This is a genomic window from Nocardiopsis alborubida (assembly GCF_012396365.1).
Classification (GTDB): Bacteria; Actinomycetota; Actinomycetes; order Streptosporangiales; family Streptosporangiaceae; genus Nocardiopsis; species Nocardiopsis alborubida.
On the sequence record NZ_JAAXPG010000014.1, the window covers coordinates 85,489 to 107,121 of the forward strand.

General features: G+C 72.7%; 18 protein-coding genes. 7 read left to right on the top strand and 11 right to left on the bottom strand.

The window, feature by feature from the left end; genetic code table 11:
• Window positions 1–63: 63 nt before the first annotated feature.
• Both HGB44_RS16050 and HGB44_RS16055 read left to right on the top strand, forming a co-directional pair.
• Window positions 64–855 (top strand): thioesterase II family protein, encoded by a 792-nt coding sequence (locus HGB44_RS16050; RefSeq protein WP_061078584.1) that lies wholly within the window; start codon window positions 64–66, stop codon window positions 853–855.
• A gap of 25 nt (window positions 856–880) precedes the next feature.
• Window positions 881–1,642, top strand: a complete 762-nt coding sequence (locus HGB44_RS16055) for a class I SAM-dependent methyltransferase (RefSeq protein ID WP_061078585.1) — start codon at window positions 881–883, stop codon at window positions 1,640–1,642.
• Between the two features lie 159 nt (window positions 1,643–1,801).
• On the opposite strand, the gene HGB44_RS16060 is transcribed toward HGB44_RS16055, so the two are convergent.
• Window positions 1,802–2,818, bottom strand: a complete 1,017-nt coding sequence (locus tag HGB44_RS16060) for an arabinan endo-1,5-alpha-L-arabinosidase (protein WP_231972220.1) — start codon at window positions 2,816–2,818, stop codon at window positions 1,802–1,804.
• A 923-nt stretch (window positions 2,819–3,741) separates the two neighbouring features.
• Here HGB44_RS16060 and HGB44_RS16065 point away from each other — a divergent pair.
• Complete coding sequence (locus HGB44_RS16065; protein WP_061078586.1) at window positions 3,742–5,424, top strand: sodium:solute symporter family protein; 1,683 nt, start codon at window positions 3,742–3,744, stop codon at window positions 5,422–5,424.
• A 53-nt stretch (window positions 5,425–5,477) separates the two neighbouring features.
• A complete protein-coding gene (locus HGB44_RS16070) occupies window positions 5,478–5,750 on the top strand; it encodes a hypothetical protein (protein WP_061078587.1) in 273 nt (90 codons plus the stop codon).
• Between the two features lie 41 nt (window positions 5,751–5,791).
• On the opposite strand, the gene HGB44_RS16075 is transcribed toward HGB44_RS16070, so the two are convergent.
• The 5 genes from HGB44_RS16075 to HGB44_RS16095 form a co-directional block, all read right to left on the bottom strand.
• On the bottom strand, window positions 5,792–6,685 hold the full coding sequence (locus HGB44_RS16075) for an alpha/beta fold hydrolase (protein ID WP_061078588.1): 894 nt from the start codon (window positions 6,683–6,685) through the stop codon (window positions 5,792–5,794).
• A gap of 282 nt (window positions 6,686–6,967) precedes the next feature.
• Window positions 6,968–8,152 carry an MFS transporter gene (locus HGB44_RS16080; protein ID WP_267909096.1) on the bottom strand — a complete coding sequence of 395 codons (1,185 nt, stop codon included), beginning with the start codon at window positions 8,150–8,152 and terminating at the stop codon, window positions 6,968–6,970.
• Between the two features lie 96 nt (window positions 8,153–8,248).
• Window positions 8,249–9,781: a tripartite tricarboxylate transporter permease gene (locus tag HGB44_RS16085; protein WP_231972221.1), complete on the bottom strand. Its 1,533-nt coding sequence runs from the start codon at window positions 9,779–9,781 to the stop codon at window positions 8,249–8,251.
• Window positions 9,782–9,785: 4 nt separating this feature from the next.
• Window positions 9,786–10,487, bottom strand: a complete 702-nt coding sequence (locus HGB44_RS16090; RefSeq protein ID WP_061078590.1) for a tripartite tricarboxylate transporter TctB family protein — start codon at window positions 10,485–10,487, stop codon at window positions 9,786–9,788.
• Entirely contained in the window at window positions 10,484–11,485 is a 1,002-nt protein-coding gene (locus HGB44_RS16095; RefSeq protein WP_061078591.1) for a Bug family tripartite tricarboxylate transporter substrate binding protein, read from the bottom strand. The genes HGB44_RS16090 and HGB44_RS16095 overlap by 4 nt, the downstream gene beginning before the upstream one ends.
• 454 nt (window positions 11,486–11,939) lie before the next feature.
• On the opposite strand from HGB44_RS16095, the gene acnA reads away from it, so the two are divergent.
• Entirely contained in the window at window positions 11,940–14,609 is a 2,670-nt protein-coding gene (acnA, locus tag HGB44_RS16100) for an aconitate hydratase AcnA (protein ID WP_061078592.1), read from the top strand.
• Window positions 14,610–14,645: 36 nt separating this feature from the next.
• Here acnA and HGB44_RS16105 read toward each other — a convergent pair whose 3' ends face one another.
• The 3 genes from HGB44_RS16105 to HGB44_RS16115 form a co-directional block, all read right to left on the bottom strand.
• Window positions 14,646–15,587, bottom strand: a complete 942-nt coding sequence (locus tag HGB44_RS16105; protein ID WP_061078593.1) for a GntR family transcriptional regulator — start codon at window positions 15,585–15,587, stop codon at window positions 14,646–14,648.
• 180 nt (window positions 15,588–15,767) lie between these two features.
• On the bottom strand, window positions 15,768–16,703 hold the full coding sequence (locus HGB44_RS16110) for an alpha/beta hydrolase (RefSeq protein WP_061078594.1): 936 nt from the start codon (window positions 16,701–16,703) through the stop codon (window positions 15,768–15,770).
• A gap of 257 nt (window positions 16,704–16,960) precedes the next feature.
• Window positions 16,961–18,034: an alkene reductase gene (locus tag HGB44_RS16115; protein WP_061078595.1), complete on the bottom strand. Its 1,074-nt coding sequence runs from the start codon at window positions 18,032–18,034 to the stop codon at window positions 16,961–16,963.
• A 113-nt stretch (window positions 18,035–18,147) separates the two neighbouring features.
• Here HGB44_RS16115 and HGB44_RS16120 point away from each other — a divergent pair, with 113 nt between their 5' ends.
• Window positions 18,148–18,525 carry a MerR family transcriptional regulator gene (locus tag HGB44_RS16120; protein ID WP_061078596.1) on the top strand — a complete coding sequence of 126 codons (378 nt, stop codon included), beginning with the start codon at window positions 18,148–18,150 and terminating at the stop codon, window positions 18,523–18,525.
• Between the two features lie 109 nt (window positions 18,526–18,634).
• Here the strand turns inward: HGB44_RS16120 and HGB44_RS16125 are convergent, their stop codons facing one another.
• Complete coding sequence (locus HGB44_RS16125) at window positions 18,635–19,288, bottom strand: TetR/AcrR family transcriptional regulator (protein ID WP_231972222.1); 654 nt, start codon at window positions 19,286–19,288, stop codon at window positions 18,635–18,637.
• Between the two features lie 54 nt (window positions 19,289–19,342).
• Between HGB44_RS16125 and HGB44_RS16130 the strand changes: the two genes are divergently transcribed.
• Complete coding sequence (locus HGB44_RS16130; RefSeq protein WP_061078597.1) at window positions 19,343–20,335, top strand: alpha/beta fold hydrolase; 993 nt, start codon at window positions 19,343–19,345, stop codon at window positions 20,333–20,335.
• Window positions 20,336–20,420: 85 nt separating this feature from the next.
• On the opposite strand, the gene HGB44_RS16135 is transcribed toward HGB44_RS16130, so the two are convergent.
• Entirely contained in the window at window positions 20,421–21,446 is a 1,026-nt protein-coding gene (locus HGB44_RS16135; RefSeq protein WP_231972223.1) for an endonuclease domain-containing protein, read from the bottom strand.
• Window positions 21,447–21,633 lie beyond the last annotated feature (187 nt).

Here is a 21,633-nt window from a genome sequence, read left to right on the forward strand (position 1 = left end):
ATAGCGGTGCCATTAAAAGCCATTCTATTCTCACCGGAAAAGAACGCGAGGAGTGGAATTCCCATGGACCTGAGGCACCCGCCCATCAGCCCGTGGCTGCGTCGGCCCCAGCACCGCCCACGCGCGGACGTGCGGCTCGTCTGCCTGCCCCACGCCGGGGGATCGGCGTCCTCGCTGAGACCGTGGCAGTACCTGCTGCCCCCCGGTATCGAAGCGCTGACCGTGCAGTACCCCGGGCGCGAGGACCGGTTCGGGGATCCCATGGTCGACACGATGCCCGAGGTCGTCGACGCGGTCGTGGACGCGCTCGCCCCCCTCCTGGACCGCCCCTACGCGCTCCTGGGCCACAGCATGGGAAGCGCCGTCGCCTACGAGGTGGCCGTCGAGGCGCGCCGGAGGGCGATCCCGGCCCCGGTCCGGCTGTTCGCGTCGGGACGGCCCGCGCCCCTCCACGTCAGGCCCGGAGACGTCCACCTGCGCGACGACGAGCACCTGGCGGCCGACCTGACCCGGCTTGGCGGCACCCCGCCGGAGGTCCTGGCCGACGAGGAGCTGCGGACCGCGGTTCTGCGCTACGTGCGCAACGACTACCGGTTGATCGAGACCTACCAGCCCACCCGGGCCGAACCGCTCGACACGCCCGTGCACGTCTTCGTCGGCGCACAGGACCCGGAGTGCTCCGAGGAGGACGCGGCGACCTGGAAGACCACGACGACCGGCGAGGTCACGACCGAGGTGTTCCCGGGCGGTCACTTCTTCCTCGCCCAACAGCGCCGCCGGGTCGCGGCGGCCGTCGCCCGGGCCCTGGGCCACGCACCGGCCGAGACGGCACCCGCCTGGCCCAGCACACCCTGACGCCACCACGACAAGGGAGATCACCATGGTCGCCGACTACTACACGGCCTCGGCCGAGTTCTACGAGATGGTCGCGGCACGCCATGTGCGCACCAGTGCCGGACCGCTGCGCGCGGCGCTGGCCGGGGTCGCCCCCGGCTCCGGCCCCGTCGTCGAGATCGGAGCCGGCACGGGCCGCATCACCGAAGTGATAGCGGAGGCCCTGCCGAGTGCTCCGATCATCGCCGCGGAACCGTCCACGCCCATGCGGGCGATGCTCACCAGCCGGGTCGTCGGCAACGACGACCTGCGCCGACGCGTGACCATCAGCGCCGAACCCGCCCAACACCTGCGGCTGCCCGACCGGGTCGGCGCGGTGGTCGTCTTCGGGGTGATCGGCCACCTGACCAAGGACGAGCGGCTGGCGCTGTGGCACGAGCTGAGGGCCCATGTCCCGCCCGGTGCGCCGATCGTCGTGGAACTCATGGGCACCGGTTCCGCCAGAGCCGTTCCCCCCTTCCGTATGCTGCGGGAACGCATCGGCGAGCAGACCTACGAATGGTGGACGCGGGCCGAACCCGTCGAGGGCGCCGAGACCGAGGTCCTCCGGTGGGAGACCACCTGGAAGGTCCTCCGCGGCGACACGGTGGTGCGCAGCACCAGCGACAGCTACGTGTGGGAGAACCTCAGCATCGCCGGGCTCGCGGAGGAAGCCGGTGCGACCGGGCGCCTGGTCAGCGAGCCCGGTCTGCCCGGAGCCCCCGAGATCGGCGTTCTCACCTTCCCGGGGCCCGACCGGGGCCGCTGACCGGTCCCGTCGGCGGCGCGCCCCGTCCCGCGGGGCGGGGCGGGGCGAACCGTACCCACCGCGGTGGGTACGTGTCCCGCTGGCGGCGCGGCCGCGCCCCGCCCCGGTTACCGCTCCGGGTTCGGGGCGGGTCGGCTCCGGGCCGTCCCCCGGCCGGTGTCAGTGCACGTAGGGCCATCCGGCGGAGTCCCAGCCGAGCCAGTTGAGGCCCAGCAGCGCCGTGCCGTCGTCGGCGTAGTAGTGGTAGGCGAGGATGTCGTGGTCGGTGTCGGCGAAGACGTCCTGGTGGCCGGGGCCGTGGACGCCGCCGTGGCCGGACAGGACCTCGGTGCCGCCGCCCGCGGTCATGGCCCTTCCGGCGCGGTCGACGTAGGGGCCGGTGATGTTGGCGGAGCGGCCGACCATGATGCGGTAGGTGCTGTCCGCCCCCCGGCAGCACAGGTCGAAGGAGACGAACAGGTAGTACCAGCCGCCGCGCTGGAAGAGGGTCGGGGCCTCGACGGCGTCGCCGCCGCGGCCCGCGATCGAGTGCAGGACGCGGTCACCGCGCCTGCCGGTCGCCGGGTCGATGCGGACCATCTTGATCCCCGACCAGAACGAGCCGAACGCCAGCCACCAGCGGCCCTGGCTGTCCACCTCCAGGTGGGGGTCGATGGCGTTGAAGTCGTCGGAGGGGAACGACTCGATGACCAGGCCCTCGTCGCGCCAGGTGCCGGAGTTCCCGCTGGTGCTGGTGGCCAGGAAGATCGCGGACCGGTTGGAGCCGAAGGTCGAGGCGGAGTAGTAGAGGCGGTACCGCCCGTCGGCGTGGGACAGGTGCGGGGCCCACAGGTTGCGGGCGCCGCCCGTGTAGGGGCTGGTCCACGGGGCGCCGCCGGGGAAGGCCGGGCCCGCGTCGCGGAAGGCGGTCCGGTCGGCGGAGGTCTTCAGGGCCACGCCGTCGCCGGTGTGGGCGATCAGGTAACCGCCGTCGGGTCGCCGGACGAAGGAAGGGTCGTGCACCCGGACGTCGCCGGTCACGTGGCCGGGGCCGGGGTAGTCGGCGGCAGCGGCGGGGCGGGGGGAGATCACGTCGGCCGCGGTCGTGGTCGCGGCCAGCGCACCCGCCGCCAGGGCGGCGCCCAGCATTCCGCGGCGTGAGAGGGGGGTGGAGGGGGTGTGCGGTTGTCGTGTCACGGGGAGCCTCCCGGGGCTCGGTTCTGGGGGGTGGGGGGTGGCGTCGCCGTGGCGGCGCCGTGTTCCGGTTCGCGGAGTTCCCCGGCCGGGAGGTCGGGGCCAGGGGCGATGGGTGTTCGACCACCACGCGAGAGCGTGTCGCCGACGCTTTGTTAGCGCTAACAAAGCGCGTCGCGCGAGTGGCGTGTGACGGACTCCGGAAGCGGGGGTCGTGCGGGCGCCGGTCGCGGGACAGGTCGCGCGTCGCGGTCCGTTCTCGGTCCGCCCGGGTGCGGGGGTGGTACGCCGGGCGTCCGTGCCGGCACGGGGGGTCGTGTGCCGTGGGGTGGGGGCGGGTGTCGTTCACGGTGGCGAGTACGCCTCATCACCGTGCGTGCATCGTAAGGGCGGGGTCGCGCAGCGTCAACCCTCCTTCGGGTGCCGCCCGCCCACGGTTTTCCCGCTGCCTCCGGGCTGTCCCCGACGGCGGGATTTCATGAGGAAAAGCCCCGAAAGCACACGATAGGCCCGTCTCGGCGGGGTAGTTGCACAGGCGCCCCACCCCCCGGCGCCGAGGAGGAGGCCTCCCGCAGCGCCGCCCTCTCCGGTGCCCACGGCCTGGTCAGTGCCCCGGACGCCATCCCGAACAGGGCGGCGCCAGCCCCTTGACACGCCGGTACTTGTGCAAGATGGTTGCTTACCTTGATGGTTAATGTTTGGTTCCGTGGAAAAATGTGGAGAATGGTCCCCATGCGCACGGCGCACATGCGTGAACGGAGTAAGAACATGGGCGCACCCCGTCCTGAGGTGGAGATACGGGTACCGGTTCGCGACGCCGCGTTCCCCGACGCCCGCGATCCGGTGACGGCTCACGCGCGTCACCTCCGATGGTGCGGCCAGGCCTGCCGCGGAGGGGCCGCCGCGTCGAGAGAGGACCAGCCGACGTGACCGTGCTAGCACAGGACTCCCTGCGGCTGGACGCCAACGCCATCGACTACACCCTGCTCGCGGTGTACTTCGCGTTCGTGCTGGGCATCGGCTTCATCGCCCGGCGTTCGGTCTCCAACAGCCTCGACTTCTTCCTGTCGGGGCGCTCCCTGCCCGCCTGGGTGACGGGTCTGGCCTTCATCGCGGCCAACCTCGGCGCCATCGAGATCATCGGCATGTCGGCCAACGGGGCCAACTACGGCATGCCGACCATGCACTACTTCTGGATCGGCGCCGTCCCGGCGATGCTGTTCCTGGGCCTGGTCATGATGCCGTTCTACTACGGCTCCAAGGTCCGCAGCGTCCCCGAGTTCATGCTCCGCCGCTTCGGCACCGCCGCCCACCTGCTCAACGGGATCAGCTTCGCGGTCGCCCAGATCCTGATCGCGGGCGTCAACCTCTTCCTGCTGGCGACCATCGTGGACGCGCTGCTGGGCTGGCCGCTGTGGCTGTCGCTCCTGGTCGCCGCCGCGATCGTCCTCAGCTACACCGCGCTGGGCGGGCTCTCCGCGGCGATCTACAACGAGGTGCTCCAGTTCTTCGTCATCGTCGCGGCGCTGCTGCCGCTGACCCTGGCGGGGCTGAACCGGGTCGGCGGCTGGTCGGGCCTGGTGGAGGAGGTCACCGCCTCACCGCAGGGCGCCGAACAGCTCTCCGCCTGGCCGGGCAACGCGCTGACCGGTTTCGGCGACAGCTTCCTGAGCATCCTCGGCATCGTCTTCGGCCTCGGCTTCGTCCTCGCGTTCGGCTACTGGACGACGAACTTCGTCGAGGTGCAGCGCGCCATGGCCTCCAAGAGCATGTCGGCCGCGATGCGCACCCCCATCATCGGCGCCTTCCCCAAGCTGTTCATCCCGTTCATCGTCATCATCCCCGGCATGATCGCGGGCGTGAGCGTCTCGGAGATGGTCCAGCTCAAGGCCGGTGAGAACCCCGGTGTCGACTACAACGACGCGATCCTGCTGCTGATGCGCGACGTGCTCCCCAACGGGCTGCTGGGCGTGGCCCTGGCCGGTCTGCTCGCGTCGTTCATGGCCGGTATGGCCGCCAACCTGAGCTCGTTCAACACCGTGTTCACGTACGACATCTGGCAGGCCTACGTCGTCAAGAACCGGCCCGACTCCTACTACCTGGGCATGGGACGGTGGGTCACGGTCGGCGCCACCGTCGGCGCCGTGGGCACGGCGTTCATCGCCTCGGGCTACTCCAACCTGATGGACTACCTGCAGCAGCTGTTCTCGTTCTTCAACGCGCCGCTGTTCGCCACGTTCATCCTCGGTATGTACTGGAAGCGGATGACGCCCCACGCCGGCTGGAGCGGTCTGGCGGCGGGAACCCTCGCGGCCGTGGGCGTGTTCCTGCTCGCCGAGACCGGCGTGCTGGCCCTGTCCTCGCAGGGTGCGAGCTTCGTCGGCGCGGGCGCGGCCTTCGTGGTCGACATCCTCGTCAGCGTCGTCGTCACCATGTTCACCCGGCCCAAGCCCGACTCCGAGCTGGTGGGCCTGGTGCACTCGCTGACCCCGCGCGAGTCGCGCAGGGCCTCCACCACCGGTGAGGACTCCGGCTGGTACCGCCGACCGTGGCTGCTGGCCGGGATCGCCCTGGCGATCGTCGTCGTCTTGAACATCATCTTCGCCTGAGCGACCCCGAGAGGTGCACCCGTGCTGAGACAAGCTGGCAAGGAGGTCATCCGATGAGTGCTGACAGCCCCGGAAAGAGGAGGGGCCGCACCGCCTCCCGGGTCTTCGACATCCGGACCGTCATCGCGCTGCTGTTCGCCATCTACGGCGTCGTGCTCACGGTCATGGGGTTCTTCACCACGCCGGAGCAGATCGAACAGGGCAGCACGAACCTGAACCTGTGGTCGGGCCTGGGCATGCTCGCCTTCGCCGTGTTCATGGGCGGCTGGGCGCTGGTCAAGCCGCTGAAGGCCCCCGAGGAGCCGGGCTCCGACACCGAGGCCTGACCCCGGGCCCCGGCCCCGGGCCGCGCCGGCGGCCCGGGGCCTCAGGCGCCCGGGAGCCCCCGCAGCAGGTCCCGCACCAGGTCGGGGCGTTCGTGCAGCGCGAGGTGCCCCGCGCCCCGGACGGTGTGGACAGCGGCGTCCAGGAAGAGCAGGGCCGGGCTGTACAGCAGATCGGGGGAGAAGAAGGGGTCGTGCGACCCGGTGGCGACGCTGACCGGGGTCCGCCCCCAGTGGTGGAGGGCTTCCGCGCGCAGCGGCCGGGGCGGCAGCGCGTTGACCGCGCGGCAGGACCGGCCGACCAGGGTCGTCCACTCCAGCAGGGTGGTGTCACGGGCTTCGGCCGCGCCGGGGCCGCACATGGCGCGCAGCAGCGCGGAGCTGGACCGGGTGCCGGGGTGGAACCTCCAGCGCACCAGGGCGGCTGCCAGGGCGGTGCCGCCGGTCGCCGGTGTCAGGCCGCCGGGGTTGACCAGGCAGAGCCCGGCCACCAGGGGGCCGGGGGTCGCCGAGAGCGCGATGGCCGCGCCGATGCCGTGGCCCAGGACCAGGACGGGCCGGTCGGTGACCTGCGGCAGCACCTCGTCCAACCAGCCGCCGTAGTACGCCGGGCGCTCGACCAGGGGGCGGTCGCCGTCGCTGAGGCCGGGCTGCCCGGGCGGGTCGGCGATCAGGACGGGGCGGTCCTCGGACAGGACGCCGACGGCGTCCAGGAGCGTGGCCGTGCTCAGGACCGATCCGGGCAGGACGAGGACCGGGGTGCCGGGGCCTCCGGAGGCGCTGAAGACGCGGGTGACGCCCAGGGAGCAGGGGACGGTCGCGAGCGGGGTGAGCAGGGACTGGGCGTTGAGCCTGTCCCAGCACCAGTCGTGGACGGCCTGTCTGGTGGTCCGGGAACGGTAGACGCGCTGTGCGGGGGAGGGGGCGGGGTGGTTCACGTTGCCTGGTTCCGTGGAGACGCCGGGACCGGATGGACCCGACTGCCGACACACCTAACGTCTCATCGTACGCCCCCGGGGGGTGTTCGACCAGGGGAGTGCGCGGGGTCCGTGCGTTCGCGCCGAGGCGTCTCCCGGGTCCGGTTCCGGGACGGGCGAGCACGGTTGCGGCGCCTGCGCTGACCACCCGCCTCGCACGCCCCGGGGGCACTCGTGCGGCTCATGCGCCCCATGCACACCTGACGCCTTGCGCTTCCCACGCGCCCCGTGGGCCCCGGCGGGTCAGATCCGCTTGGCCGCCGTGAACGCCGACGCCACGAGCACCAGCGCCGCGAACCACAGCGCCCCGGGCGCGCCCACCGCGCCCGCGACCCCCGCGCCCGCGGCGGGGATCCCGACCTGCCCGAGCCGGTTGCCCCAGATCCGCAGCGCCAGGGCGGCCCCCCGCGAGCCCTCCGGTGCGGCCGTGGCCACCGCCGACATCGTCAGCGGCTGGCCCAGGCCCAGCAGGAACCCCCCGACGGCCAGCACCGACCCCAGCACGAACAGGTTGCTGACCGGCAGCGCCACCGCCGCCATCGACAGGCCCGCGGCTCCGGCGCTGACCGCGATCAGCGTCTCGCGCGACCACCGGAGCACCAGGCGGGACAGCACCAGGCGGGACAGCAGCGAGAACCCCGCGCGCAGGCTCAGCAGGACGCCGACCATCATCGGCGAGATGCCCCGGTTCTCGGCGACCAGCGGCAGGTAGGCGGTGAGGATGTCCACGGCCGAGAGCAGCGCGAGGCTGGCGAACAGCCCCGAGGGCAGGCCCGGCCTGCGCAGCAGCTCCCGTGCGGGGGGCCTCTCCGAACCCTTCTCGCGCGCGGGCGCGGGCATGCGCACCCGGGCGAAGGCCAGGATCGGCACCAGCCCCAGCCCGCCGGTCACCGCGGCGACGAGCAGGGCGGACGAGGTCGCCGACAGCAGCGCGTCCCCCGACGCGTCGGCCAGCATCGCGCCCGACAGCAGGGGTCCCACGAGCTGGCCGAGGGAGGCCGCCGCGGTGAACCACCCGAAGTCGCGGTCCAGGTTCCCCGGTGCGGCCAGGCGCGCGATGAGCCCCTGACCCGCGACCATGCACAGCAGGTGGCCCATGCCCAGCACCGTGCTGGCCGCGGCGATCGCGAACAGTCCCGTGCCGTACGCGAGCAGCAGGGAGCCCGCGCCGAGCACCGCCGCGCCCAGGCCGACGATCCACGCCGTGCGCCGGGACCGGTCGGTCGCCCGCCCCAGCGGGACCGCCACCAGCAGGGGCAGCAGCGCGTAGGCGGCGGTGACCAGGCCGACCGCGACGGCGTCACCGCCCAGGGCGATCGTCCGGTAGGAGACCAGGGGGCGGGCGAGGTTGAGCGCGGTGTGGGTGCACATGACGCTCAGTAACAGTGGCCAGAGCCACGAAGCCCCCCTGACGCGGCCGCTTCCCAACGTTCTCCCCCTCGTCCGTGTACTCCCCGTCCGACGCCGCGGCGCCCCGGGGGCTGGGGGTCCCCCGGGGTCATCCGATGACGTGACCATCTGGTTCTACACGGTGTCCACCCGGCGCTCGTCGGCCGGGGTCGCGGACCGGCGCCGGTCCCGCACCCGCTTGACCGCGAAGGCCGCCACCACCGCCACGAGGATGGTGTAGATGCCGACCGCGATGCCGCTGTCGAACAGGATCGACACGTCCCCCTGGCTCGCGGCCATCGCCCGGCGCAGCTCGCTCTCGGCCAGCGGCCCCAGGATGACGCCGATGAGGACCGGCGCCACGGGGATGTCGTACCTGCGCATCAGCAGCCCGAGGGCGCCGACCGCGAACAGCAGGGCGACGTCGAACACCGAGCCCTTGACCGAGTACACGCCCACCGCGGCGAAGACCATCAGCCCCGCGAACAGGTGGCGCTGGGGCAGGCGCAGGAGCCGCGCCCACAGCGGGGCGAAGGGCAGGTTGATCACCAGCAGCAGGAAGGTGCCGATGAACATGCTGGCCAGCAGGGCCCAGACCAGGTCGCCCTCCTGCTCGAAGAGCAGGGGCCCCGGCTGCATCCCGTACTGCTGGAACGCCGCCAGCATCACGGCGGCCGTCGCGGACGTGGGCAGGCCGAGCCCGAGCAGGGGGACCATCGCGGTCGCCGTGGTCGCGTTGTTGGCCGCCTCCGGACCGGCCACGCCCTCGATCGCGCCCCGGCCGAACTCGCTGTTACCGCGCCGCTTGGCCAGCGCCTTCTCGGTTCCGTAGGACAGGAAGGTGGGGATCTCGGCGCCGCCCGCGGGGATCACGCCGAAGGGCAGGCCCAGCGCCGTGCCCCGCAGCCAGGGCTTCCAGGAGCGGCGCAGGTCCGCGCGTCCCAGCCACGGCGTGCCCGACGCGACCAGCTGCCCGGCGGAGGCCCGCCTCGGCCGGAAGCCGGTGTGCAGGACCTCGCCCACGGCCAGCAGCCCGACCGTGATCACGACGATGCTGACCCCGTCCAGCAGCTGCGGGACGCCCAGGGTCAGGCGGACGGCCCCGCTCTGGTCGTCGATGCCGACCACGCTGACCGCCAGGCCGATGCCCAGCGCGGCGATGCCCCGCAGGGGGGAGGAGGTCACGACGGCGGCGGTGCACACGAAGGCCAGGACGGCGAGCGCGAAGTACTCGGCCGGTCCGAACCCGAGTGCCAGGACCACCATGCGCTGGGCGAAGAAGGCCACCACGGTCGTGGCCACGATGCCGCCGATGAAGGAGCCGATCACCGCCGCGGCCAGCGCCTGGGAGGCCCTCCCGCCCCGCGCCATGGCGTGGCCCTCGAACGCGGTGGCGATCGAGGAGCTCTGCCCGGGGGTGTTGAGCAGGATGGACGTGGTCGCGCCGCCGAACTGTCCGCCGTAGTAGATGCCCGCGAACATGATGAACGCCGCGGTCGGCTCCAGCAGGAAGGTCAGGGGGAGCAGGAGGGCGACCGCCATGGACGATCCCAGACCCGGCAGGACGCCCACGGCCGTGCCCAGGACCACGCCGAGGAGGCACCACAGCAGGTTCACGGGGGTCAGCGCCTCGGCGAACCCCGACATCAGGAGGGAGAAGGTGTCCACGGTGTCACAGGACCTTTCCGAGCAGGCCGCTGGGCAGCGACACGTCCAGCAGACCGGAGAAGCAGATCTGCACGATCGCGGCCAGGGCCACGGCCACGCACAGGTCCAGCAGCGGTGAGCGCCGGTCCAGGGCGAAGCTGACGCCCCAGAAGAGCAGGGTGCCCGAGACCAGCCAGCCGAGCGGCTGGAGCAGGAGGACGTGGGCGGTCAGGGTCGCGGCCATGATGCCCAGGGTGCGCCAGTCGCCGTGTGCGCTCTCCGAGTTGTCAGTGGCGTTGGCGTCGGAGCCGGTGGCCGCGCTATCGGTGACAGGGACGGAGCCGGTGCCCGAGCCGGTCGCGGTCGGATCGGTCGAGGTCCCGGAGGACGGGGACCGCCGCACGGTCAGGAACGCGCGCACCCCCGTCACGCACGCCGTGACGCCCAGGAGGGCGCCCACGGTCAGCGGGAAGAACTGCGGGCCCAGGAAGCCGCTGCTCTCCGGTGCTCGGATCGCCACGCCCCCCACGAGCAGGAGGAGGGCCGTCACCAGGGTCACCGCGGGTACGGCCAGGGCCGCGCCGAGGGTGGCGGGTGCGGGATCGACCGCGGGTCCGGGCTCCGGGGCGCCGGTGCCGCCTCCACTCTCGGCCGCGGGCCCGGCCTCCGTCCCGGTTCCCGTGCCGGTGTCCGGGGACTGCACCCCGGCGGGTCCTTCTCGGGTCACGACAACCCCAATCCCTCGATGATCTGTTCCAGGCGCGCGGTCTCCTCGGTGAGGAACGCGTCGAAGTCCTCCCCGGCGACGAACGCCTCCCGCCACCCGAAGCGCTCCACGGTGTCCTGCCACTCCGGCGTCCCGACCAGCGCGTGGACCAGGTCCAGCAGGACCTCGCGCTCGTCCTCGCCCAGCCCGCCCGGCGCCGCCAGGCCGCGCCAGTTGGCCAGGTCCAGGTCCATGCCCGCCTCGCGCAGCGTGGGGACGTCCACACCGGGCAGCGGTTCGGCGGCGGAGACGGCCAGCGCCCGCACCTCCCCGGCCTCGATCTGCGACTGGAAGCCGTTGTAGCTGGACACCGCGATGTCGGAGGTGTGCGAGAGCAGGGAGGTCAGCACCTCGCCGTCGCCGGAGTAGACGATGTAGTTGAGCTCGGAGGGCGAGATCCCGAGTCCGTCGAGCATCAGCGCGGCCAGCAGGTGGTCCGAGGTGCCGATGGCGCCCCCGCCCACCACGAGGTCGCGGGGAGCCTCGGTCCAGGCCGCGGCCAGGTCCTCCAGGGACCGCAGCGGGGAGTCCTGGCGGACCGCGACCACGATGTAGTCCTCGGCCAGCCGGGCCAGCGGTGTGATGTCGGCGAGGGTGGTCCGCGAACCGGTGATCTCGATGCCGCCCAGGATCGAACTGCCCATCACCATGAGCACGTCCCCGCGCCCGCGCTGCTGCGCCGTGTGGTTGAGGCCCACGGTGCCGCCTCCGCCGGGCAGGTTGAGCACCTCGACCCCGCTGGCCAGGCCGTTCTGCTGGAGCGCGTACTGCGTCTGCCGGGCGACGGTGTCGAAGCCGCCGCCCGCCGCGGCGGGGACCACGACCTCCAGGCGCCCACCGCCCGTACCCGCTTCACGGGAGGTCTCGCCAGCGCGGACCTCCACCAGGGCACCGGCGAGGGCGACCGCTCCGATCGCACCCGCGATCGCCTCGCGCCGGCTCGGAGCCGTTATCTGCATTGCTTCCCCCACGGATCGCGTGACCGGTGCCGGGCCCGGCCCCTGTGTGACGTGTGCCTCGTGAGGCGGGGCACATACCTGGAGATATTGCACCAAGATGAACGCGAGTGCAATATGCGGAACCCGAGATCAGTGCTCGGTGGCCTCGGGGGCCTCCCGGTTCGCCCCGCGTCGGCCCGGGTGCCACCGGGTGCTGCCGGTGCGGTGTGCGGCGTTCTGGCCTCGGTGATCTTGTCCTTGTAGCGAGGTTGGGCGCTCGAACCCCGCTGCAAGGACAAGATCGCGGGAAGGGGGGCGGGTCGGACGCGACCTGGAGGGGCGTCCCGAGGGGGCGGGTGGTCGTTCCCGGGGGCGGGGTCCACGGAGTATTCCCACTTTGTATTAGTCTCGTTGCCAGAACAATCATGGGTGTGCCGGGTACACCGGCGCACCCGAGGACCACCGTGGGGAGACGATGGACGACTCCGTGGCCAGAACCGCCGCGACAGCGGTACTCAGTGCGACCGGAAGCGAGTTCCGCTACGTCGCGCTCGACCGGCTGCTCACCCCCGACGAGCTGGACCGCACGCCCTACACGGTCCGCGTCCTGGTGGAGAACGTGGCCCGCCGGGCGCCCGAGGCCCTGCCCGCGGTGCTCGCCCGCGTGCGCTCGGGCCGCGGGGGCTGCGAGGTCCCCTTCCACCCCAACCGGATGATGCTGCACGACACCACGTGCCTGCCCACGCTCACCGACCTGGCCGCCCTGCGCGACACGGTCACCGAACTGGGCGGCGACGCCGCGGACGTCAACCCGGTCATCGCCACCGACCTGGTCGTGGACCACTCCGTGATCGCCGAGGCGCACGGTTCGGCCGCCGCCTTCGCCCGCAACCTCGACATCGACTTCCGGCGCAACGCCGAACGGTACGAGTTCGTCAAGTGGGCCGAGCGCAGCGTGCGCGGCTTCCGCGTGGTCCCCCCGGGCCGGGGCATCATCCACCAGGTCAACATGGAGACCCTCGCCCGCGTGGTCTGGCGCGAGGACGGCGGGGACGGCCCCGACCTCCTGCACCCCGACGTCCTCGTGGCCACCGACAGCCACACGCCGATGATCAACGCGATCGGTGTCCTGGGCTGGGGGGTAGGCGGACTCCAGGCGCAGGCCGCCATGCTCGGCGAACCCGTGATGCTCAACTTCCCCGAGGTCGTCGGCGTCCGGCTCACCGGGGGCCTGCGGCGCGGCGTCACCGCCACCGACCTGGCGCTGACGCTCACCGAGCTGCTGCGCGAGACGGGCGTCGTGGACGCGTTCGTGGAGTTCTGCGGGCCGGGGGTCGAGGGCCTGTCCTGGTCGGCGCGCGCGGCCGTGGCGAACATGGCGCCCGAGTACGGCGCCACGTGCGCCTACTTCCCCTACGACCGCGAGGTCCGCGACTACCTGCTCCTGACCGGGCGCGAGGACGAGCACGTGGAGACGGTCGACGCCTACATGCGCGCCCAGGGGCTGGCGCGCGGCGCGGACTCCCCGGAGCCGCGCTTCGACCGGCTCGTGGAGTTCGACCTGGACACGGTGGAGCCCTGCCTGGCGGGTCCGCACCGCCCGGACCAGCGGGTTCCGCTGTCCCGGGTGCCCGCCTCCTTCCTGGAGACCGCGTCCGCTCCGGTGGAGGACGCCGCGGCGGCGAAGGGGGAGGACCTCTTCGGCGAACCCCTTCCGCGCGGACCGGTGGGCATCGCCTCCATCACCAGCTGCACCAACACCGCCAACCCCGCGCTGATGATCCAGGCGGGCCTGCTCGCGGCACGGGCCATGGAACGCGGCCTGCGCGTCAGGCCCTGGGTCAAGACCACCCTGTCCCCGGGCTCGCGGGTGGTCGTCGGCTACCTGGAGAAGGCCGGGCTGATGGAGCCCCTGGAAGCCGCCGGTTTCCACACCGTCGGCTTCGGCTGCATGACCTGCATCGGCAACTCCGGCCCCCTGGTCCCCGAACTGGAGGAGCTGGCCGGGGAGGGACTGGAGGCCGCGGCCGTGCTGTCCGGCAACCGCAACTTCCCCGGCCGGGTCAACCCGCGCGTCTCGCACGCCTACCTGGCCTCGCCTCCCCTCGTGGTGGCCTACGCCCTGGCCGGGACGGTCCTGCACGACTTCGCCGCCGACCCCCTGGGCCGCGACCGCGACGGGAACCCGGTGTACCTGGCGGACCTGTGGCCCGACGACGAGGAGGTCGCGCGCGTGGCGGAGGAGGCGGTCGACCCCCAGGCCTTCCGGGAGAACGCCGCCGAGGTCTGGGAGGGCACCGAGCAGTGGCGGGCGCTGGACGCGGCCGGGAGCACGCACTTCCCCTGGAACGGGCGCTCCACCTACATCCGCCGACCGCCCTACCTCACCGGCGTGCGCCCCGAGCCCGGCGGCGAGGTCCGGGTCGAGGACGCCCGGGTCCTGCTGTGGCTGGGCGACCACGTCACCACCGACCACATCTCACCGGCCGGGGCCATCCCGCGGAACAGCCTGGCGGGCGCCTACCTGCGGGAACTGGGCACCGAGCCCCGCGACCTCAACCAGTACTCCACCCGGCGCAGCAACGCCGAGGTGATGCTGCGCGGGGCCTTCACCAACCCGGCCGTGGCCAACCTGCTCCTGCCGGAGGACGAACGCGGCGGGGGAGGGCGCGCCCGCGTCCTCGACGGCTCGCGCGTGGAACCGGTCTTCCACGCCGCCGCGACCTACCGCGAGGCCGGGGTGGACCTCGTGGTCGTGGCGGGCCGCTCCTACGGGACGGGGTCGAGCCGCGACGTCGCGGCCAAGGTCCAGGCCCTGCTGGGCGTGCGGGCGGTGATCGCGGAGAGCTTCGAGCGCATCCACCGCAGCAACCTCATCGGCATGGGGGTCCTGCCGCTGCTGTTCCCCGAGGGGAGCACCGCCGCCGACCTGGAACTCGACGGCAGCGAGCGGCTGACCGTCCTCGGGCTCGGCGGGATCGGGGTCGGGGTGACGCCGCTCGTCCTCAGGGTCACCGGAGCCGACGGGAGCGCGCGGGAGCACACGGTGCTGCTGCGCCTGGACTCGGGGCACGAGGTCGCCTACCTGCGGCACGGGGGCACGATGCCCTACGTGGCGCGCCGCTTCGCGGACCGCCGCCCCTGAGACGGCCGGGCGCCCGAGGGCGACGGCAGCCGTCCGTCACAGCAGGGCGGGCGGCTCCGCGCCGATCCCGGTCTTGATCCACCGGACCCGGTCCAGGTGCGCGTGCAGGGCCCGGGACGCCTCCTCGACCCGTCCCTCCTTGAGCAGGTCCATCAGGAGCAGGTGCTCGCGGGCCTGGTGCACCATCCGCGTGCGGTCCACCTGGTGGCGGTACTCGATGAGCCTGCGCACCCGGTTCTGCCGACGCACCGCGTCGAGCAGGACCGGGTTGTTCGCGCACCCCACGAGCATCTCGTGGAACTCCGCCCCCGTCTGGAACAGGGTGCCGCGCGCGGACGACAGCGCCCTGCCCCGCACCAGGCCCTCCTGGCGCTCCCGGTGGAGGGCGAAGGCCTCCGGGTCCACCGCGAAACCCGGCTCCAGCAGCGCGGCGGGCTCCACGATCATCCGGAACCGGTAGCTGTGGTCGTGCCCCTCAGCGGTGGAGAGCACCTCCTGGAACTCCCACCCCCGGCCCGTCCGCCGGCGCACCAGGTCCTCGGCCTCCATCCGGACCAGCACCTGCTGCACGTGCCGGGCCGCCACCCCGTGGCGGCGCGCGATCTCCGCGGCCGTGAACTCCCGGTCGAGCCGGTCGTTGAGGAAGTCGTCCACCACACGGAAGTACAGCTCCTCCTGCCCGTCCCGCTCCGGCGCGGCGTCCACGGAGGCCAGTTCGCTGCCCGGTCGGGTGAGGAAGTACCCCCGGTTCGGGATGTGCTCGACGATCCCCATCTCGTCCAGCAGCGCCAGCGCGCGCCGGACCGGGGACCGCGACACCTGGAGCCGGTCGGCGATCCACTGCTCGGTCAGGTGCGCGCCCTCGTCCAGGCCGCCCGTCCGCGCCAGCTCGCTGATCCGCGTCGCGAGCGAGAGCGCGAGCGCGGAGGCCCGGCCGTCCGCGCTCTTCCTGGCGCCCGTCTCGACTGCTCCGGTCATGCACGTTCCCGTCGTGTGGCTGCGTCCCCTCCCTATGATGCCGGTGTTCTCCGCCCGGGGGGCGGGCGCCCGCGGGATCGGGGGCCGGGGGCGGGCCGAGCCCGGGACCCGGGGACAGGGGACTCGGGTTCGGGGCCTCGGGAACGGGCACCTCGGGAACGGGGTGTCAGGATCGCGGCCTCAGGAGCCGTCCAGCTCCCGGGCCAGGGCCTTCTCCAGCCAGGTCCGGGCGGTGGCGAGGTAGCCGCGGGCGACGGAGGTCCCGGCACCCCAGGAGTCGAACCCGTGGGGAGCGCCGGGCTCCAGGTGGAAGGTCGTGTCCACGCCGGCGTCGCGCAGCCTGTGCGCGTACTCGCGGGACTCGTTGTGGAACAGGTCGATGTCGCCGACGCCGATCCAGGCGGGCGGCAGGCCGCCGAGGTCCTCGCGGCGTGCGGGCACGGCGTAGCGCGGGACCGTGGCCGCGCCGGGTTCGGTGCCCAGGTAGGAGCGCCAGCCGAAGCGGTTGACCTCGTTGTTCCAGATCCGGTGGCGGACCCTGTCCAGGTCGCGCCGGGCGGCGGTGCGGTCGTCGAGCATCGGGCACAGCAGCCACTGCCCGATCGGCTGGGTTCCGCCCTCGTCGTGCAGCCGCTGGACGAGTGCGGCGGTGAGCCCGCCGCCCGCGCTCTGGCCGCCGATGGCCACGCGCGCGGGGTCCACGCCCAGGGAGGCGGCGTTGTCCTGGAGCCAGGTCCAGGCGGAGTGGCAGTCGTCCAGGGCGGCGGGGTAGGGGTCCTCGGGGGCCATGCGGTACTCGGCGGAGACGACGGTGACGCCCAGTTCCCGGGCGGTGGCGTTGCACAGCGGGTCGTCCTGCACGGAACGGCCCATGACCAGGCCGCCGCCGTGGATCCACACGAGCGCGCCGTCCGAGCGCTTCTCGTCGGGTCGGTAGACCCGGACGCCGGGGGCCGCTTCCTCGGGGAGTTCCAGTGTGACGCCGGGCAGGTGCTGGGCGTCCAGGTCCTCCATCAGTTTGCGTGTGAGTTGCAGGGCCCAGGGGCGGTGTACGGGGATCTCCGGTGAACGGAGCAGGGGGCCGCGCAACTCCGGTGCCACCCTCGACAGCTTCATGACAGCGGTCCAGGGGCGGTGGTCGTCGGCACGGGGCCTCCCTCGGTTCGCGGGCGGGCGAGCAGGGCGTCGCGCCGTCCGCCGCCGGGCGGCGCGGATGCCGTCCGGAGCATACCGGAACGCGTTGTGGGGGTGGATGCCCTGGTCGTGTGTCCGGGCATCCGCGTCTGGGGCCCCGGCGGCAGCGTCCGCGTCCGATTTCCATCCAGCGCGGCCCTTCCGGGGAGCTTCCCGGAAGGGCCGCCGCGTTCCGCGGCCTACGCGCTGTACTGGTACGCCGGGTAGGTCAGGTAACCCCGGTCGCCGCCCTGGTAGTAGGTCGCCTCGTCCACCGGGGCGATCGGCAGCCCGGTGCGCATCCGCTCCACCAGATCCGGGTTGGCGATGAACGCGCGGCCGAAGCTGACGAGGTCGGCCCCCAGCCCGAGCCAGCGGTCGGCTTCGGCCCGGTCGGTCTGCTTGGGACCCATGGGAACGGTCGGGTTCATGATGAGGGTGGACGGCCAGGCGCGGCGCAGCTCCAGCAGCAGCTCCTCGTCGGTGGTGGCTTCGAGGTGGACGTAGGCCACCCCGATCCGGGCCAGCTCGGCCAGCAGCGCGGTGTACAGCTCGCGCACGCCGGTCTCCTCGACCCCCCAGAACCCGCCGCCGGGGGAGAGGCGGATGCCGGTGCGCTCCGCCCCCACGGCGTCGGCGGTGGCGGCGGCCGCCTCGACGGCGAACCGGATCCGGTTGGCCACCGAGCCCCCGTAGGAGTCGGTGCGCAGGTTGGCGTTGTCGGAGAGGAACTGCGAGATCAGGTAGCCGTTGGCCCCGTGCAGCTCGACCCCGTCGAACCCGGCGGCGACGGCGCGGCGGGCGGCCCGGGCGTAGGACTCGGCGTGCTCGGGGACCTCGGCCTCCTCCAGCGCACGCGGCACCGGAACGGGCTGGGGGCCGCTCGGGGTGAACACGTCGCCGACCGCCGCGACGGCCGAGGGGCCGACCGGCCGCATACCGGTGGTCTCGGGGTGCGAGACGCGCCCGCCGTGCATGATCTGGGCGAAGACACGGCCTCCGTTGGCGTGCACCGCGTCGGTCACCGGCGTCCAGGAGGCGACCTGCTCGTCGGTGTGCAGTCCCGGTGTCCCCGGGTTGGACTGCCCCACCAGGCTCGGCTGTACTCCCTCGGAGACGATCAGTCCGGCGGTCGCGCGCTGGGCGTAGTACGCCGCCATGGACGGCGTCGCCAGGCCGCCCTCTGCGGCGCGGATGCGGCTCATCGGCGCCATCACCACCCGGTTGGGCAGGTGCAGGCCGGCGAGTCGGTAGGACTGGAACAGGCTGGTCACGACGGGTTCTCCTCCGTGGTCGGTGTGCCCCGGGCGGGCACGTCGACTACGCTAAAACCTCACATTGATGTGAGAGGCAAGCGGTTGTGCCGCAGGTCACGAGGGAGGAAACCGTGCGCATCGGAGAACTGGCCAGACGGACGGGTGTGAGCGTCCGGTCCCTGCGCTACTACGAGGAGCAGGGGCTGCTCAACAGCATCCGCAGCGCCAGCGGGCAGCGGCACTACACCGAGGCCGCCGTCGAGCGCGTCGCCTTCGTCCAGCGGCTGTACGCCGCCGGGCTCTCCAGCCGCACCATCGCCGAGGTGCTGCCCTGCGCCGAGGCGCCCAGCGAGAGCAACTCCGACGCGGCGATCGAGCGCATGGCCCAGGAGCGCGACCGGCTCACCGAGCACATCGCCGAGCTGGTGCGCACGCGCGACGCGCTCGACGGTCTGACGGAAGCGGCCCTCGCCTACCGGGAGCGGTTCCGCTCCGGAGCCCCCGTCTGAACCGCCTTCGCCTGACGCGCCCGCCCGGCTCTGCTCGCCTGACCCGAGTCCCTGACGTGCTCGCCGCCTGACCCAGCCCCGGGCGCGGTGATGGTGAGGGGACGCGCGGTCAGGGGAAGAGGACGCCGTCGAGCATGGTGACGAGCTCCTCGGCCGCCGCGAGCGGGTCGTAGTCGGGGTGGTCCAGGTGCTCGGCCACGATCGCGTCGATGCCGCCGCCGACGATCAGCGCCATGGTGCGCAGGTCCGTCCCTTCCAGGGCCGGGCCCTCCGTGCCCGAATCCGTTCCGCGCGCCCGCCGGGCGGCCGCCATCAGGTCCGCCAGGGGGCGCCAGCGCTCGCTGGAGCGGCGGTCGTCGTCGCTCACCGCCGCGATGACCACCCGGGTGTGCCCCGGGTGGTCGCGCAGGTAGCCGACCATCGAGCGGATGTAGGCGGCGGGGGCCTGCTCGGCGTCGGCGCTCTCCACGGCCCGGCCCACGTGCTCGACCAGGCCGGTGAGCGCGCTCTCGTGCGCCGCGCGCACCAGGGCGTCCTTGGAGCGGAAGTGGTACAGCACCGCCGCCTTGGTGATTCCGGCGGCCTCGGCGATGCGGGCCAGCGAGGTCGCCGCGTCCCCGTGTTCGGCGATGAGCCGGACCGTCACGTCGATGAGCTGCGCGCGCCGCGCCTGCTCGGTCAGGGTGAGCTTGCGCGGCTCCTGCCCCTGCCCCCGCTCCTGCCCGTGCCCGTGCCCCGGCGACCGGGGGTCCTCTCTTGTCATGACTCCAGAACTTACCGTATGGTCAGATTACTTACCAAGCGGTTAGGGAATGTGATGGACAAGAAGAAGCGGAACCGCTGGCTCCTCGTGTCGTGCGTCGTGGTCGCCGGGGTGCTCCTCGCCGCGGCCGCCCTGCGCACGCCCTCCCCGGTGGGGCACTGGCGCTCGGCCGAGGGACGGGAGGCCTTCATGCGCGCCTACGAGAGCGCGATGGCGGACCTGCCCCGGACCGACGCCGAGATCGACGTGCGCACCGACTACGGCGTCGTGCGGATGTACCGCTTCGAGGGCGAGGGCGAGGGCGAGGGCGAGGGGGACCGGGAGCGCCCGCTGGTCCTGCTGCCCGGCCGGGCGGCGCCCTCGCCGGTCTGGGCGGACAACCTGCCCTCCCTGCTGGAGGTCGGGGACGTCTACACGGTCGACCTGCTGGGCGAACCCGGAATGAGCGTGCAGGACCGGCCCGTCGAGGACGACGCCGACCAGGCGGCGTGGCTGCACCAGGCCCTGGACGGTCTGCCCGAGGAGGAGTTCCACCTGGTGGGGCTGTCGATCGGCGGCTGGACGGCGGCCAATCTGGCCGTCCGCGAACCCGCGCTCCTGGCCTCGGTGACGCTGGTCGACCCGGTGTTCGTCTTCGACGACATGCCCCTGGAGACGATCCTGCGCTCCCTGCCCGCCTCGCTGCCCTGGCTGCCGCGCTCCTGGCACGACGGGTTCAACTCCTGGACCGCGGGCGGGGCGCCGGTGGAGGACGTGCCGGTCGCCCGGATGATCGAGTCCGGTATGCAGGACTACGCGCTCAAACTGCCCCAGCCCGGCCGGATCAGCGAGGAGGCCCTCGCGGACCTGGACATGCCCGTGCTGGCGTTCATTGCCGGACGGTCGGTGATGCACGACCCCGACACCGCCGCGGCCACCGCCGAGCGCGCCCTGCCCCACGGCACGGTGCGGGTCTACCCGGAGGCCTCGCACGCGATCAACGGCGAGCACCCCGGGGAACTGGCCGCCGACATCGCCGCCTTCCTGGACGAGGCCGACCGGTCCTGAGGCCACCCGGACACCGTGCCGTGTATCGGTGATCTTGCTACCAGCGTCACTTTGGACGGCGAACGTGACGCTGGTAGCAAGATCGTCACGTCCGCGGGGTGCGTGCCCCGGCCTGGACGATGGTCACCAGTATGTACTCGGGGCGTTGGAGGTCCCGCCAGGTGAACCGGACGACCCGGGTCTGCGGGTGCCATGTCTGTAGGGCGTTCTGCCGTTCGCGGTCCCTGGCCAGCACGTGGGGCTGGCTGTGCGGACCGATACCGTCCGCCTCACCGATGAGCCCAAACTCCTCCCACCAGAAGTCGACCACACCGATGAGCCTTCCGGTGCCGTCGTGGAAGCGGCGCTGCAAGTCGGTGGGCGGCAGACCGCCGTCGGTGCACACCAGGCGCACGCGGGTCTCCAACGGGCTCGCCGAACGACCGTCTGCCAGGGGCCACCAGCTGCGTATCCGCACGCACCCCCTGCGTCCGCGATTGGCGAGTTCCAGGTGTTCGACGTCCTCGTCGCGGACCAGGCCCTGGTTGAGCACCGAGTCCATGAGGCACACGGCGGTCTCCCGGTCAACCTGTAGGAGTGTGTCCCGCAGGGTCCTGCCCGGGGTGGTCAGACGGATGCCGTGGCCGATGGTGCCGACCTCCTCGGGGAGGGTGTCCCAGCTGTGCAGGGTGATGCCGTGGACGTGCCTCTGGGCACCGAGTGCCGGTATGACCATGTGGACCGAGAACCCGTCCCATGCTGGCAGACCCTGCATCCCCCACAGGCGCGCGGCGGTCTCGCCAGCGGCGAAGGACCGGGGACCGAGCGCCAGCTGGGCGGCCATCGCCGCTGTTCGGAGGCGCAGGGCGGGGTCGGCGAGGCCGAGCAGGGCGCGCACGGAGTACACCCTTGGATAGGGGTGCCCCCAGGTTCCGTTTCGCAGCAGCCTGCGCACGTCGCTCTTGGTGAGTCCGGCGTGGCGGGCCTGGCTCCAGCTCAGGAGGCCGTACTGCCGTGAGGCCGTCGCCAGCGCGGCGGCGGTGGGGTGGGAGCCGGTGGCGGTTGAGGTGGGGTGGTATGCGGTAGTGGCTGAGACGGCGCCAGTGTAGGGGCGCGCAACAGAGGTGTCCATGTCCCAACCGTGCGGTAGAGCCGCCCTTGACGTCTGCGGTTCTTCGTGACCTGTGGACAACACACGCCTTATGAGCGGTGATCTTGCTACCAGCGTCACGTTCGCCGCCCAAAGTGACGCTGGTAGCAAGATCACGGCGGCGAGGCGTTGCGCGGGCGGTCGGACCGGCGCTTGCCCGGGACCGATC

Coding starts and splice junctions, on each gene's coding strand:
- acnA (WP_061078592.1), top strand. CDS start 11,940: ATGGACGACTCCGTGGCCAGAACCGCCGCGACAGCGGTACTCAGTGCG.
- HGB44_RS16095 (WP_061078591.1), bottom strand. CDS start 11,485: ATGCAGATAACGGCTCCGAGCCGGCGCGAGGCGATCGCGGGTGCGATC.
- HGB44_RS16055 (WP_061078585.1), top strand. CDS start 881: ATGGTCGCCGACTACTACACGGCCTCGGCCGAGTTCTACGAGATGGTC.
- HGB44_RS16050 (WP_061078584.1), top strand. CDS start 64: ATGGACCTGAGGCACCCGCCCATCAGCCCGTGGCTGCGTCGGCCCCAG.
- HGB44_RS16110 (WP_061078594.1), bottom strand. CDS start 16,703: ATGAAGCTGTCGAGGGTGGCACCGGAGTTGCGCGGCCCCCTGCTCCGT.
- HGB44_RS16105 (WP_061078593.1), bottom strand. CDS start 15,587: ATGACCGGAGCAGTCGAGACGGGCGCCAGGAAGAGCGCGGACGGCCGG.
- HGB44_RS16125 (WP_231972222.1), bottom strand. CDS start 19,288: ATGACAAGAGAGGACCCCCGGTCGCCGGGGCACGGGCACGGGCAGGAG.
- HGB44_RS16070 (WP_061078587.1), top strand. CDS start 5,478: ATGAGTGCTGACAGCCCCGGAAAGAGGAGGGGCCGCACCGCCTCCCGG.
- HGB44_RS16130 (WP_061078597.1), top strand. CDS start 19,343: ATGGACAAGAAGAAGCGGAACCGCTGGCTCCTCGTGTCGTGCGTCGTG.
- HGB44_RS16135 (WP_231972223.1), bottom strand. CDS start 21,446: ATGGACACCTCTGTTGCGCGCCCCTACACTGGCGCCGTCTCAGCCACT.